Source organism: Enterobacter sp. 342 (genome assembly GCF_036663495.1).
In the GTDB taxonomy this organism is placed as follows: Bacteria; Pseudomonadota; Gammaproteobacteria; order Enterobacterales; family Enterobacteriaceae; genus Enterobacter.
This window is the reverse complement of the sequence record NZ_JAWUEI010000008.1, coordinates 116,172-130,722: the sequence shown is the minus strand read 5'-3', so window position 1 is coordinate 130,722 and position 14,551 is coordinate 116,172. Positions and strand designations below refer to the sequence as shown.

10 protein-coding genes are annotated in these 14,551 nt (G+C 54.4%); 5 read left to right on the top strand and 5 right to left on the bottom strand.

The annotated features are described in order from the left end of the window. The 3 genes from gntX (at position 1) to gntT (ending at position 2,962) form a co-directional block, all read left to right on the top strand. Positions 1–684, top strand: coding sequence for a DNA utilization protein GntX (gene gntX / locus V6E55_RS08980; RefSeq protein ID WP_129994832.1), 684 nt, complete (start codon positions 1–3; stop codon positions 682–684). Between the two features lie 61 nt (positions 685–745). Then, on the top strand, positions 746–1,321 hold the full coding sequence (nfuA, locus tag V6E55_RS08975) for a Fe-S biogenesis protein NfuA (protein ID WP_028018035.1): 576 nt from the start codon (positions 746–748) through the stop codon (positions 1,319–1,321). A 324-nt stretch (positions 1,322–1,645) separates the two neighbouring features. Then, positions 1,646–2,962, top strand: a complete 1,317-nt coding sequence (gene gntT, locus V6E55_RS08970) for a gluconate transporter (RefSeq protein ID WP_014171973.1) — start codon at positions 1,646–1,648, stop codon at positions 2,960–2,962. Positions 2,963–2,998: 36 nt separating this feature from the next. Here gntT and malQ read toward each other — a convergent pair whose 3' ends face one another. Both malQ and malP read right to left on the bottom strand, forming a co-directional pair. Next, entirely contained in the window at positions 2,999–5,080 is a 2,082-nt protein-coding gene (gene malQ / locus V6E55_RS08965; RefSeq protein ID WP_316942639.1) for a 4-alpha-glucanotransferase, read from the bottom strand. A gap of 9 nt (positions 5,081–5,089) precedes the next feature. Further along, entirely contained in the window at positions 5,090–7,483 is a 2,394-nt protein-coding gene (gene malP, locus V6E55_RS08960; RefSeq protein ID WP_316942637.1) for a maltodextrin phosphorylase, read from the bottom strand. A gap of 586 nt (positions 7,484–8,069) precedes the next feature. Here malP and malT point away from each other — a divergent pair. Beyond that, positions 8,070–10,775 carry an HTH-type transcriptional regulator MalT gene (gene malT / locus V6E55_RS08955; protein WP_316942636.1) on the top strand — a complete coding sequence of 902 codons (2,706 nt, stop codon included), beginning with the start codon at positions 8,070–8,072 and terminating at the stop codon, positions 10,773–10,775. Between the two features lie 82 nt (positions 10,776–10,857). Here the strand turns inward: malT and V6E55_RS08950 are convergent, their stop codons facing one another. Genes V6E55_RS08950 through glpE form a run of 3 tightly spaced genes read right to left on the bottom strand, consistent with a single transcriptional unit; the run spans position 10,858 to position 12,843 of the window. After that, the gene (locus V6E55_RS08950; protein WP_316942634.1) at positions 10,858–11,616 is read right to left on the bottom strand and encodes a DeoR/GlpR family transcriptional regulator; all 759 of its coding nucleotides are present in this window, start codon (positions 11,614–11,616) and stop codon (positions 10,858–10,860) included. Between the two features lie 16 nt (positions 11,617–11,632). Beyond that, positions 11,633–12,463 (bottom strand): rhomboid family intramembrane serine protease GlpG, encoded by an 831-nt coding sequence (glpG, locus tag V6E55_RS08945; protein ID WP_028018039.1) that lies wholly within the window; start codon positions 12,461–12,463, stop codon positions 11,633–11,635. A 47-nt stretch (positions 12,464–12,510) separates the two neighbouring features. Continuing rightward, on the bottom strand, positions 12,511–12,843 hold the full coding sequence (glpE, locus tag V6E55_RS08940; RefSeq protein WP_114979336.1) for a thiosulfate sulfurtransferase GlpE: 333 nt from the start codon (positions 12,841–12,843) through the stop codon (positions 12,511–12,513). Between the two features lie 188 nt (positions 12,844–13,031). Here glpE and glpD point away from each other — a divergent pair, with 188 nt between their 5' ends. After that, a complete protein-coding gene (gene glpD / locus V6E55_RS08935) occupies positions 13,032–14,540 on the top strand; it encodes a glycerol-3-phosphate dehydrogenase (protein ID WP_114979334.1) in 1,509 nt (502 codons plus the stop codon). The last annotated feature ends 11 nt before the right edge of the window (positions 14,541–14,551 follow it).

Sequence of the window (14,551 nt, the reverse complement as noted above, 5' to 3'; positions counted from 1 at the left end):
ATGCTAACAGTGCCTGGCTTGTGCTGGCTATGCCAAATGCCACTTGCACTCAGCGGGTGGGGGATCTGTTCCGTCTGTACGCGGTCGCTGGAAGGACGTCTCACGGCCTGCCCACAATGTGGTTTACCGGCCACGAGCCGACATATACCCTGCGGCCGCTGCCTGAAAAAATCCCCGCCGTGGAGCGCACTGGTGGCGGTAGATGATTATGTTCCACCGTTGAGCAGGCTTATTCACGCCCTGAAGTTTTCCGGCCAGAGTTCGCTGGCGCAACCCCTCGCCCGCCTCTTATTGCTGGCGGTTTTACAGGCTCGGCGTAGCCGCACACTGCCGAGAATCGACAGGGTGGTGAATGTCCCCTTATACCGACGCCGACACTGGCGGCGCGGCTACAACCAGAGTGACCTGCTCTGTCGACCACTCGCCCGCTGGCTCGGCTGTGAGTATGATGCCTGCGCGATCACGCGTGTCCATGCCACCGCCATCCAGCACCAGCTCAACGCCCGGCTTCGCAAAAGAAACCTCAAAAATGCCTTTCGCCTTGAATTAGCGGTCAAAGGCCTCCATATCGCGATTGTGGATGATGTCGTCACCACAGGCAGTACCGTTGCTGAACTTTCCCGACTGCTTTTGCGAAGCGGCGCCGCGTCGGTTCAGGTATGGTGTCTGTGCCGTACCTTGTAGCCCTTCTTCAATGGGCGTATGATTATACCCAGGTAATTTAGTCAACTATTAGGCCAAAGCTATGATCCGTATTTCCGATTCTGCACAAGCGCACTTTGCCAAACTGCTGGCAAATCAGGAAGAAGGGACGCAGATCCGCGTGTTTGTGATCAATCCAGGCACTCCGAATGCAGAATGTGGTGTCTCTTATTGTCCGCCGGATGCGGTAGAAGCAACTGACACTGCCCTTAAATTTGAACAGCTCACCGCATATGTTGATGAGCTGAGCGCACCGTATCTTGAAGATGCGGAGATCGACTTCGTCACCGACCAGCTGGGTTCTCAGCTGACCCTGAAAGCGCCAAACGCGAAAATGCGTAAAGTGGCAGACGATGCGCCGCTGATGGAGCGCGTAGAGTATCTTCTGCAGTCCCAAATCAACCCACAGCTGGCGGGCCACGGTGGTCGTGTTTCCCTGATGGAAATTACTGACGAAGGCTTCGCCATTCTGCAGTTTGGCGGCGGCTGTAACGGGTGTTCCATGGTCGATGTGACCCTGAAAGAAGGGATCGAAAAGCAACTGCTGAACGAATTCCCGGAACTGAAAGGCGTGCGTGATCTGACCGAACACCAGCGCGGCGAGCACTCTTACTACTGATTCAGTGCCCGTCTGTATCGCCCGGTAGCACTGCGCTTACCGGGCCTACAGAAACAATGTGGGCCTGACACCTTCTCCCCCTCCCCCCATATGTTGACCTGCGTCTCATAATTCAAATTTAGCCTCCCAGGGTGATTCTCAATCACATCATGTTACCCGTATCATTCTCGTGGGCACTAAGCACTCTCATAACAGCCGACTAAACTAATTAGTTTCTAAGGTATCAGTACTAGTGCCGTAATCACTCTGTTCCCAGTTGGGACAAGCGGAATTTGTCGTTGAAACAATGACGTTACCCATAACAATTCAAAGGCCAGGTAAATCATGCCATTAGTCATCGTTGCTATCGGTGTTGTGTTATTACTGCTCTTGATGATCCGTTTCAAAATGAACGGATTTATCGCTTTGGTTCTGGTGGCACTTGCAGTCGGTCTGATGCAAGGGATGCCGCTGGTGAAAGTTATCAGCTCCATTAAAGCCGGTGTCGGCGGGACGCTCGGCAGCCTGGCGTTGATCATGGGCTTCGGTGCCATGCTCGGCAAAATGCTGGCGGACTGCGGTGGTGCTCAACGTATTGCCACCACGCTGATTGCCAAATTTGGTAAGAAGAACATCCAGTGGGCGGTGGTTTTAACCGGTTTTACCGTCGGTTTTGCACTGTTCTATGAAGTGGGCTTTGTGCTGATGCTGCCACTAGTGTTCACCATTGCGGCGGCGGCAAACATTCCCCTGCTGTATGTCGGTGTACCAATGGCTGCGGCGTTGTCCGTCACGCACGGCTTCCTGCCACCGCACCCGGGTCCAACCGCTATCGCGACCATCTTCCACGCCGATATGGGTAAAACGCTGCTGTTCGGCACAATTCTCGCTATCCCAACAGTGATCCTGGCTGGCCCTGTTTATGCCCGTTTCCTGAAAGGAATTGATAAGCCAATCCCGGAAGGTCTGTACAGCGCAAAAACCTTCACTGAAGAAGAGATGCCTGGCTTTGGCGTCAGCGTCTGGACCTCTCTGGTGCCGGTTATCCTGATGGCGATGCGTGCCGTGGCAGAGATGATCCTGCCGAAAGGTCACCCGTTCCTGTCCGTTGCGGAGTTCCTGGGCGACCCGGTGATGGCAACCCTGATTGCGGTATTGATCGCGATGTTCACCTTCGGTCTGAACCGTGGTCGTTCAATGGATCAGATCAACGACACGCTGACCTCCTCCATCAAAATCATTGCCATGATGCTCCTGATCATCGGTGGTGGCGGTGCGTTCAAGCAGGTACTGGTCGACAGCGGCGTGGATAAATACATCGCAGCCATGATGCATGAAACCAACGTGTCTCCGCTCCTGATGGCCTGGTCTATCGCCGCGGTTCTGCGTATTGCTCTCGGTTCTGCGACTGTGGCCGCCATCACCGCCGGTGGTATCGTTGCGCCACTGATTGCCACGACGGGTGTTAGCCCTGAACTGATGGTTATCGCAGTAGGTTCCGGTAGCGTGATTTTCTCTCACGTAAACGATCCGGGCTTCTGGCTGTTCAAGGAGTACTTCAACCTGACCATCGGTGAAACCATCAAGTCCTGGTCTGCGCTGGAAACCATTATTTCAGTGTGTGGTCTGGTCGGGGTTCTGCTGTTGAATATGGTTATCTGATGTAAAAAAAGAACCCGCCAACTGGCGGGTTCTTTTTTATTTATTCTTCACTACTGCTCGTCTGCGCTTATCTAAATCCTTAATCAGCTTGTTCACCCCATCATCAGCAAACATCTTCTCAAGGCTCACGGACAACTTGCGACGCCAGTTCTTGTACTGATAGCTGGTTCCCGGAATGTTCACCGGCCCGGCCATATCAATCCAGTCTTCCGGCTGCAGCCCCAGCAGGGCGCTGTTGCTGTCAGCGATATAGCGCTGCAAGCCACGGTTGAGCGTCGGGGTCATCGCCATCAGCGACGCTTTATGCCCGGCACGTTTCGGCAGACAGCCATGCTTATGCAACGCATCCAGCAAACCCTGTTTCGCCAGCTCACGATCCTGATACAGACCGCGTAACACCTCTTCATCTGGATACAGCCCCAGCGTTTTGCCAAGCGTCAGGTCACCGCTTTCCCAATAACCACGCAGCGTAGGAAGATCATGCGTCGTCGCGACTGCCATTGACTGTTCAGGGTACGCTTTCGGCGCGCGGAAGGTTTTCTCATGGTCGTTTTCAAAATAGAGCACTTTATAGGAATACACACCGCTATCACGCAGTTTACTGACAATCTCCACTGGCACAGTACCCAGATCTTCACCGATCACCATGCACTGATGGCGCTTACTTTCCAGCGCCAGAATTGACAGTAGATCGTCAACCGGATACTGCACATACGCCCCGTGATCCGCCGTTTCACCGTATGGGATCCACCACAGACGCAGCACGGACATCACATGGTCGATACGCAGCGCCCCGCAGTTCTGCATGTTAGCGCGCAGCAGGTCGATAAACGGCTCGTAAGCACGCGCCGCCATCACGTGCGGATCCATCGGCGGTAATCCCCAGTTCTGACCGAGCGGACCAAGGATATCAGGCGGTGCGCCTACAGAGGCCTTCAGGCAGTAAAGCTCACGGTCACACCATGTTTCCGCCCCGCCTTCAGCCACACCCACGGCCAGGTCACGATACAGGCCAATCGGCATCTTGTAGCCCTGGCTTACCTGCCAGCAGGCAGCAAACTGGCTGTACGCCAGCCACTGCAGCCACAGGTAGAAATCCACCTCGTCTGCATGTTTCTTACAGAACGCTTTCACTTCCGGGGTATCAACAGATTGATACGCTTGTGGCCATACCGGCCAGCCCCAGCGCATTTCATCCTCTTTCACCTGATACGCGTGTAAAGCATCAAATGCCGCCTGCCAGTAAAGGCTTTCGCCCTCCTGGATCACAAACTGACGAAAAGCCGCCATCTGCTCATCATCGCGCCGGGCAAAACCTTTCCACGCCAGGCGTAAAGCCGCCATCTTCAGCGAGGTAACCGTCGAGTAATCAACCCATTCTGCGTCACGAGCCTGCTTCAGCATCTGCTGGGTGGTCGGAAGCTTCCACCATGCCTGCGCTTCTTTGTTGTTTTTGAAGTCATCTAACGCGTTAACGTCGATATAGATGACATTCAGCCAGCGACGGGACGACGGGCTATACGGGCTGGCACTTTCCGGGTTGGCCGGATAGAGAGCGTGAATAGGGTTAAGACCAATAAATGCGCCGCCGCGCTCCCCCACCGATGCCAGCATTTTTTTCAGGTCGCCAAAATCACCGATGCCCCAGTTGCTGTCGGAACGCAACGTGTAGAGCTGCACGCAGGCGCCCCACAGCTTTTTACCTTCAAGCAACGCCTGCGGTTCATAGCAACGTTTTGGTGCCACAATCACCCGACAAGGGTATCGCTGGTCGTCCTGGGTGAGCGTTAAGGTGTGATAGCCCTCCGGCAGTTTTGCCGGAAGGTTTAACATTTTGCCGCCGGTAGCATGGCCTTTGTGCTGATGCCCCTCTTCGGTGGTGAGCAGCCAGCTAAATTCACCGCGCCCCTCCACCGCCAGCGACATCTTTTTGCCTGAAGTGAAAACATTCACATTCGGCACCGGAGCAACCGACGCTTTCGCGTCGGTTTTGTGCATGGCATCCAGCAAACGTCTTTTGGTGTCCGCACCAATAGACTGCGGTTTGCCGTGCGCATTGATGTAACTGAGGCTAATTCCCGCCGCCTGTGCGGCACTGTCCAGACGTTTACTCTCCATCGCGCTTCCTTAGCGTTTTGCCTGCCAGATACGGGCCTGATAATCACGAATTGAGCGGTCAGAGCTGAACATGCCGCAGCGGGCGGTATTCAGGATGCACGCCCGGGTCCAGGCTTCCTGGTCGCGATACAGAACATCAACCTGTTTTTGTGCGTCGACATAGGCTGTGAAGTCCGCCATCACCAGATACGGGTCACCGCCATGCTTGTCCATGCTGTGCAGCATCTGGTCAAACGCATGCTTGTCGCCGTCGCTGTATTTACCGCTTTCCAGCTCTTTCAGCACCGCATCGAGCACTTTATCTTTCTTACGCCATTTCACCGGGTCGTAGCCTTTGGCCTTGATGGCTTTCACTTCTTCCACGGTATGACCGAAGATAAAGATATTCTCTTCACCCACTTTCTCGGCGATTTCGACGTTTGCACCGTCCAGTGTGCCAACCGTCAGCGCGCCGTTGAGCGCCAGCTTCATGTTGCCGGTACCGGATGCTTCTTTACCCGCTGTAGAAATCTGCTCGGAGATATCTGCCGCCGGGATCAGCATTTCAGCCGCCGAGACACAGTAATCCGGCAGGAACACCACTTTCAGCTTGTCGCCGACTTTCGGATCGTTGTTGATGGCTTCAGCAACCTTGTTGATTGCCAGAATGATGTTTTTCGCCAGGTAGTAGCCCGGCGCCGCTTTCGCACCGAACAGGAACACGCGTGGAACGCGATCGGCTTTCGGATTCTCGCGGATCTCTTTGTACAGCGCCAGAATATGCAGCAGATTCAGGTGCTGACGTTTGTACTCATGCAGGCGTTTGATCTGAATGTCGAAAATGGCATTCGGGTTGATCTCAATTCCGGTACGCGCTTTGACAAACGCTGCCAGGCGAACTTTGTTTTCCTGCTTGATCGCGCGGTACTGCTCGCGGAATTTCGCGTCGTCGGCGTATTTTTCCAGGTTGATGAGCTGGTCCAGATCGTTGGCCCACTCTTTTTTCAGGGTTTTATCCAGCAGTCCTGCCAGCAGTGGGTTGCACTGCTTGATCCAGCGACGCGGCGTGATGCCGTTAGTCACGTTGTGGAATTTGGTCGGCCACAGTTGGTGATATTCCGGGAACAGATCTTTTACCACCAGCTCCGAGTGCAGCGCTGCCACACCGTTTACGGCAAAGCCGCTTACCACACACATGTTTGCCATGCGGACCTGTTTGTCATGAACTACTGCCAGCTTCGCCCAGACCTCTTTGTCACCAGGCCAGGTCTTTTTCACCAGCACTTTAAAGTTGTCGTTAATCTTGTTGATGATCTGCATATGACGCGGCAGCAGTGTTTTCACCAGCTTCTCGTCCCAGCACTCCAGCGCTTCTGGCATCAGGGTGTGGTTGGTGTAAGCGAAGGTACGACTGGTGATCGCCCATGCATCATCCCAGCTCAGCTGATGCTCATCGATCAGCACGCGCAGCAGTTCCGGGATCGCAATCGTCGGGTGTGTGTCGTTGAGCTGAATCACTTCGAAATCAGGCAGCTGAGCCAGCTTGCGGCCTGCCAGATGATGACGACGCAGGATATCCGCCACGGAACAGGCACACTGGAAGTACTGCTGCATCAAACGCAGTTTTTTACCCGCCAGGTGGTTGTCGTTCGGGTAGAGGACTTTCGTCAGCTTCTCGGCGTCGATACCTTGCTGTTCAGCACGCAGGAAATCGCCATCGTTGAATTTGGTCAGGTTGAACGGATGCGCGTGCTTCGCCTGCCACAGACGCAGAGGCTGCGCCACGCCGTTACGGTAACCCAGTACTGGCAGATCCCAGGCTTCGCCAGTAATGGTGAAGGCCGGTTCCCAGAGACCCTCCTTCGTGACTTTCCCACCAATCCCGACCTGCACATCCAGCTGCGCGTTATGGCGGAACCACGGGTAAGTATTGCGGTGCCAGTCGTCCGGCGCTTCCATCTGATGACCATCGGCAAATGACTGACGGAACAGGCCGTACTGGTAGTTGAGACCATAGCCAATTGCTGACTGGCCGACGGTTGCCATGGAGTCAAGGAAGCAGGCAGCCAGACGTCCCAGTCCACCGTTACCCAGCGCGGGGTCAATCTCTTCTTCCAGCAGATCGGTCAGATTAATGTCATGCTCTTTGAGCACATCACCAACGTCCTGATACCAGCCAAGGTTCAGCAGGTTGTTGCCCGTCAGACGGCCAATCAGGAATTCCATCGAGATGTAGTTCACGTGTCGCTGGTTTTTCACCGGCTTTGCCAAAGGCTGAGCATCCAGCTGTTCCGCGAGCGCACCACTCACCGCCTGCCACCACTGGTGAGGCGTCATTTCGTTTGCCGCATGAAGGCCAAAACGCTGCCACTGACGCGTCAGGGCAGCCTGGAATTGAGCTTTGTTGAAGGTAGGCTGTGACATAGGGGATCGGCATCCTTTAGAAAGAAAACACAAGTTGGCGCTAGTGTGCCTGGCTCATTTCACCTCTTCCTCCTCCTGTGGGGGATTAGACAGGGAGGAGTAGCGGGGATGAGCATAAAAATGTGATCGAGGCCACTCTCAGAGCATAGTTCGAGTGTGCCCTGAAGATAAAAAAGTAACCGGGGAGAATGTCAAAGAAATGAAATGCAGTTTCGTGTGTAATTAAACCTCTCTGAAATGATTACTTACGTAGAATAATATTTCTGCAATCGGGTAATAACTAAGGAGATTATTAATCACTTATAATTTTACCCGAACTTTATTACATTTGACGTCACTATTCCTTTCTGAAACCAGTTTCAGCGTAGCCGCACCAGAACCATACAAGCCAGCATTGACGCGGCGTTAAAGCCCATTCCAGAAAGTTCCATCATCTGTCTGAATGTTTTGTGACAGAGTGCAAATTCAGAGCCACCAAATCCAGACATAACTTGCAATAGTTCTCTTTCTGGCCGACCTTATATCGTATTAATTACGAAGCGCAAAAAAAATAAAATCTCTCGTTCCCCACAGTGAAGTGAAACCTATGTTGATTCCGTCTAAATTAAGTCGCCCGGTTCGCCTTGACCATACAGTGGTCCGCGAGCGCCTGTTGGCTAAACTTTCCGGCGCGCATAATTTCCGACTGGCGCTGGTTACGAGCCCTGCAGGTTATGGAAAAACAACGCTCATTTCGCAATGGGCCGCAGGTAAGAGCGATCTTGGCTGGTACTCCCTTGATGAGGGCGACAACCAGCAAGAGCGTTTTGCCAGCTATTTGATTGCCGCTATTCAACAGGCAACCAATGGACACTGCGTCGCCAGTGAGGTGATGGTGCAAAAGCGCCAGTGCGCCAGCCTGTCCTCCCTTTTCTCCCAGCTATTTATTGAACTGGCCGAATGGCATCGCCCGCTGTATGTGGTGATTGATGATTACCATCTCATCACTAACCCAGTGATCCATGAGTCGATGCGTTTCTTCCTGCGCCATCAACCGGAAAACCTGACCCTGGTGGTATTGTCACGTAACCTGCCGCAGTTGGGCATTGCCAACCTGCGCGTGCGCGATCAACTTCTGGAAGTGGGTAGCCAGCAGTTGGCTTTTACTCATCAGGAAGCGAAACAGTTCTTTGACTGCCGTTTGACCTCCCCCATTGAGGCATCAGAAAGCAGCCGGATGTGCGATGATGTCGCTGGCTGGGCCACTGCATTGCAGTTAATTGCCCTCTCTGCCCGGCAAAACAACAGTCCGGCGCATCAGTCTGCGCGGCGTCTGGCGGGCATCAATGCCAGCCATCTTTCTGACTATCTCGTGGATGAGGTGCTGGACAGCGTCGATCCGTCTACCCGTAATTTCCTGCTGAAAAGCTCGCTGCTGCGTTCCATGAACGACGCGCTGATTGTACGCGTGACGGGCTGCGAAAACGGCCAGTTACAGCTTGAAGAAATTGAACGTCAGGGCCTGTTCCTGACGCGTATGGACGATCCCGGCGAATGGTTCAGCTACCATCCGCTGTTTGGCAGTTTCCTGCGCCAGCGTTGCCAGTGGGAGCTTGCGGTTGAACTGCCGGAAATTCATCGCGCTGCCGCCGAAAGCTGGATGGCACAAGGCTTCCCGAGCGAGGCGATCCACCATGCGCTGGCCGCAGGTGATGCCAACATGCTGCGTGATATTCTCCTCAACCATGCGTGGGGCTTATTCAACCACAGCGAGCTGACGCTACTTGAAGAGTCTCTCAAAGCGCTGCCGTGGGAAAGTCTGCTGGAGAACCCGCGTCTGGTGTTGCTGCAGGCCTGGCTGATGCAGAGCCAACATCGCTATAGCGAAGTGAATACCTTGCTGGCACGTGCGGAACAGGAGATGGAGAGCAACATGGACACGCCCCTGCACGGTGAATTTAACGCCCTGCGGGCCCAGGTCGCGATTAACGACGGCGACCCGGATGAAGCCGAGCGTCTGGCGATGGTCGCACTGGATGAACTGCCGCTGGCCAACTTCTACAGCCGGATCGTTGCCACGTCGGTACACGGTGAAGTGCTGCACTGCAAAGGCGAGCTGACGCGCTCCCTTTCGCTGATGCAGCAAACTGAACAAATGGCACGGCGCCACGATGTCTGGCACTACGCGTTATGGAGCCTGATCCAGCAAAGCGAAATTCTGTTCGCTCAGGGGTTCCTGCAGGCTGCCTGGGAAAATCAGGAAAAAGCCTTCCAGTTAATTCGTGAACAGCACCTGGAACAGCTGCCGATGCACGAGTTCCTGTTGCGTATTCGCGCTCAGCTCCTGTGGGCATGGTCACGTCTGGATGAAGCAGAAAGTTGCGCTCGCCAGGGTGTGGACGTGCTTTCTGGCTTCCAGCCGCAGCAACAATTGCAGTGTCTGGCACTGCTGGTGCAGTGCTCGCTGGCGCGCGGTGATCTCGATAACGCCCGTAACCATCTTAACCGTCTGGAAAACCTGCTCGGCAACGGTCAGTATCATAGCGACTGGGTATCGAACGCCGATAAGGTCCGGGTGATTTACTGGCAAATGACTGGCGACAAAAAATCCGCCGCCAACTGGTTACGTCAGACGCCAAAACCGGAATTTGCTAACAACCATTTCCTGCAGAGCCAGTGGCGCAACATTGCCCGCGCGCAGATCCTGCTCGGTGAATTAGAGCCCGCGGAGATTGTGCTTGAAGAGCTAAATGAGAACGCGCGCGGCCTGCGTCTGATGAGCGATCTCAACCGCAACCTGCTGCTGCTGAACCAGCTCTACTGGCAGGCGGGTCGTAAAAATGATGCTCAGCGTGTACTGCTGGAAGCGCTGCAACTCGCGAACCGCACCGGTTTTATCAGCCACTTTGTGATTGAAGGTGAAGTGATGGCGCAGCAACTGCGTCAATTGATTCAGCTCAATACGCTGCCGGAACTCGATCAGCATCGCGCTCAACGTATTCTGCGTGAAATCAACCAACACCATCGCCATAAGTTTGCGCATTTCGATGAGAACTTTGTCGAACGTCTGTTGAACCACCCGGAAGTACCGGAGCTTATCCGCACCAGCCCGCTCACCCAGCGTGAATGGCAGGTACTGGGGCTGATCTATTCCGGCTACAGCAATGAACAAATTGCGGGTGAACTGGCGGTTGCTGCGACCACCATTAAAACGCATATCCGAAATCTGTATCAGAAACTGGGCGTGGCGCACCGTCAGGATGCAGTGCAGCATGCGCAGCGATTGTTGAAGATGATGGGGTACGGAGTGTAATTCATTGCCCGGCGGCGCTACGCTTGCACGGGCCTACGGAGTTTTGTAGGTCGGGTAAGCGCAGCGCCACCCGACACAATTCCTAGCACAATTCCAGCTGCATATTATTATCTTTAATCACCTGCATAACGCCAGCCGGCGGCATCACGTCGGTATACACCGCATCCACCATGCTGATACTGCCCATGTTCACCATCGCATTACGGCCAAACTTCGAATGGTCTACCACCAGCATTACGTGACGTGAGTTTTCAATAATCGCGCGCTTGGTACGCACCTCATGATAATCAAACTCCAGCAGTGAGCCGTCGCTATCAATGCCACTGATCCCGAGAATGCCAAAATCGAGGCGGAACTGTGAGATAAAGTCGAGGGTCGCTTCACCGATAATCCCGCCATCGCGGCTGCGCAACTCGCCGCCCGCGAGGATGATGCGGAAATCGTCTTTCTGCATCAGGGTGTTGGCGACATTCAGGTTGTTGGTGACCACGCGCAGGTTCTCGTGATCCAGCAGCGCATGGGCGACCGCTTCCGGCGTGGTGCCGATATCAATAAACAGCGTCGCCCCGTTCGGGATCTGACTGGCAACCTTGCGGGCAATGCGTTCTTTCTCTGCCGTCTGTGTGGCTTTACGATCATGCCAGGAGGTGTTGACCGAGCTGGACGGCAACGCCGCCCCGCCGTGGTGGCGCAGAATACGGTTCTGATCGGCCAGCTCGTTCAGGTCACGACGGATGGTTTGCGGGCTGACGGCAAACTGTTCAACCAGCTCTTCAGTACTGACGTATCCCTGTTTTTTTACCAGTTCGATAATGGCGTCATGACGTTGTGTTTGTTTCATCAATTATCCCTGAGAATTATGTTCGTTTTCGCGCATGGAGCGTGTCGGCAAAGGCCATTGCCAACCCGACAACCAGGCCAGTGACGTGTGCACCATTGGCGATAGACATACCAAACAGATCAAACCATCCGGCAATTAGCCATATTAACGCAAAGGTTATGAGTCCGCGTTGTAAATAGATGCCGCTTTCCGGGTCGCGCTCCCCGCGAAGCCAGACGTAGCCCATCAGGGCGTATACCACCCCAGACAGCCCACCGAACCACGGACCGCTGAATTTATGCTGCACATAGCCGCTCAGCAGGGCGCTAATAATGGTGATAACGATCAGCTTGCCGCTGCCGAGCCGCTTCTCAACGATACCGCCGAGATACCACCACCACAGCAGGTTAAAGAGGATGTGCATCACCGAGAAGTGCATCAGCGCGTGGGTAAAGTAGCGCCAGACATCAAACTCCAGAGAGGGGTCGTACGGCCACGCCAGAGCGATCATCACGCTCTGGTCACCCACCACGTTCATAATGATAAAGACGACAATACAGGCCGCCATCAGCAGTAGCGTAAACGGCCCTGCACGTTCACGCACGGTGGCAAAGAAAGGAAAACGACGATAATGCAACCCACTGCCTGTCTGGCCAGATTGCCAGCTGGCTGCCAGATAGCGCGGGTCGCCGGGGTTCTCAAGAAAACGCGCCAACTCCTCGTTTACCCGCCCTGCCTGGCTCTCGTCGGCCAGCCAGACATCGGTCTGAGTATGTTGCTGGATGGTCAGAATAACACCCTGCGTCGCCATGTAGTCGACAAACGCCTGGGCGACACGCGGGTTGGTAAAAGAGGTGATCATCAACATGGGTAGCGGTCGCTTATTTCCACACAAAAGGGGACAGTATAGCGGGATCAGCGCTCAAACGCGTACTCAACTTCTGCCGGGAAATGGCGATGCCATGCATCGAATCCACCGTCGACGCTGTACACCGCGTCGTAGCCTTGCTGAATCAGGTACTGCGCCGCACCTTTACTGCTGTTGCCGTGGTAGCACATCACCATCACCGGTGTTTCGAAGTCGTTATCGCGCATAAACGCGCCCAGCGTATCGTTGGTGAGGTGGAACGCACCCGGCGTGTGGCCCATCGCAAAACTCTGCGGATCGCGGATGTCCACCAGCACCGCCGTTCCCTGGTGCATTTTCTGATGGGCTTCTTCTACGTTAATACATTCAAACTGATCCATGGTGTTCTCTTTACATTGGTCAACGGCACTATTTTACCCCGTAGTGTACGTCCTGGCGGCGGGTAAACGCCATTATGTTATCCATATCACTCTAAATTGTTTTTTTGATGTTACCAAAAGCGCGTTCCTTTGCTATTATGAGCGATATCGAACATTTCTGAGCTTTAACGAAAGTGCATGAGGGTGTTATGGAAACCAAAGATCTGATTGTGATAGGCGGTGGCATCAACGGTGCCGGTATTGCGGTCGATGCCGCAGGACGCGGATTATCCGTACTGATGCTGGAAGCTAACGATCTCGCCTGCGCGACGTCGTCCGCCAGCTCCAAACTGATTCACGGTGGCCTGCGCTACCTGGAACACTACGAATTCCGCCTGGTCAGCGAAGCGCTGGCTGAACGTGAAGTGTTGCTGAAAATGGCACCGCATCTGGCGATTCCGATGCGTTTCCGCCTGCCCCATCGCCCGCATCTGCGTCCGGCCTGGATGATCCGAATCGGTCTGTTTATGTACGATCACCTGGGTAAACGCACCAGTCTGCCGGGTTCGAACGGTTTGCGTTTTGGTTCAGAATCGGTCCTTAAACCTGAAATCGTGCGCGGATTCGAATATTCCGATTGCTGGGTAGACGATGCGCGTCTGGTTCTGGCGAACGCACAGATGGTGGTGAAGAAAGGCGGTGAGGTGAAAACCCGCACCCGCGCGACCTCTGCTCGTCGTGAAAACGGTCTGTGGATTGTCGACGCGGAAGACATTGATACCGGCGAGAAATTCAGCTGGAAAGCACGCGGCCTGGTCAACGCCACCGGTCCGTGGGTGAAACAGTTCTTTGACGAAGGCATGCACCTGCCTTCGCCGTACGGTATTCGTCTGATCAAAGGCAGCCATATTGTGGTGCCGCGCGTACATACTCAGAAGCAGGCTTATATTCTGCAGAACGAAGATAAACGCATCGTGTTTGTGATCCCGTGGATGGACGAGTTTTCCATTATCGGTACCACCGACGTGGAGTACAAAGGCGATCCGAAAAACGTTGAGATCGACGAGAGCGAGGTCAACTACCTGCTGAAAGTGTATAACGCGCACTTTAAGAAACAGCTGTCTCGTCATGATGTAGTCTGGACTTACTCCGGCGTGCGTCCGCTGTGCGATGACGAATCGGATTCACCACAAGCCATCACCCGCGACTATACGCTTGATATTCACGACGTAGATGGCCAGGCACCGCTGCTGTCGGTATTTGGCGGTAAACTCACCACTTATCGTAAGCTGGCTGAGCACGCGCTGGAAAAACTGGTGCCGTACTATAAGGGCATTGGCCCGGCATGGACCAAAGGTGCCGTGCTGCCTGGCGGAGATATCGGGGATAACCGCGATGATTATGCCGCGAAGCTGCGTCGCCGCTACCCGTTCATCACCGAAGGGATGGCACGCCATTATGCCCGTACTTACGGTAGCAACACCGAGTGGATCCTCGGTGAAGCCAAAGAGATTGCTGATCTGGGTGAACATTTCGGCCATGAACTGTACGAAGCCGAGTTGCGTTATCTGGTTGAACACGAATGGGTTCGCCGCCTGGATGACGCCATCTGGCGTCGTACTAAAGAAGGGATGTGGCTGGATGCCGAGCAGCAATCTCGCGTGGCGCAGTGGTTACTGCAAAATGCGGGGAAGCGTGAGCTGTCGTTAGCATCTTGACGTGAAAAAAA

Excerpts from the sequence above, each read along its gene's own strand:
- gntX (WP_129994832.1), top strand. The coding sequence starts at position 1 with ATGCTAACAGTGCCTGGCTTGTGCTGGCTATGCCAAATGCCACTTGCA.
- nfuA (WP_028018035.1), top strand. The coding sequence starts at position 746 with ATGATCCGTATTTCCGATTCTGCACAAGCGCACTTTGCCAAACTGCTG.
- gntT (WP_014171973.1), top strand. The coding sequence starts at position 1,646 with ATGCCATTAGTCATCGTTGCTATCGGTGTTGTGTTATTACTGCTCTTG.
- malQ (WP_316942639.1), bottom strand. The coding sequence starts at position 5,080 with ATGGAGAGTAAACGTCTGGACAGTGCCGCACAGGCGGCGGGAATTAGC.
- malP (WP_316942637.1), bottom strand. The coding sequence starts at position 7,483 with ATGTCACAGCCTACCTTCAACAAAGCTCAATTCCAGGCTGCCCTGACG.
- malT (WP_316942636.1), top strand. The coding sequence starts at position 8,070 with ATGTTGATTCCGTCTAAATTAAGTCGCCCGGTTCGCCTTGACCATACA.
- V6E55_RS08950 (WP_316942634.1), bottom strand. The coding sequence starts at position 11,616 with ATGAAACAAACACAACGTCATGACGCCATTATCGAACTGGTAAAAAAA.
- glpG (WP_028018039.1), bottom strand. The coding sequence starts at position 12,463 with ATGTTGATGATCACCTCTTTTACCAACCCGCGTGTCGCCCAGGCGTTT.
- glpE (WP_114979336.1), bottom strand. The coding sequence starts at position 12,843 with ATGGATCAGTTTGAATGTATTAACGTAGAAGAAGCCCATCAGAAAATG.
- glpD (WP_114979334.1), top strand. The coding sequence starts at position 13,032 with ATGGAAACCAAAGATCTGATTGTGATAGGCGGTGGCATCAACGGTGCC.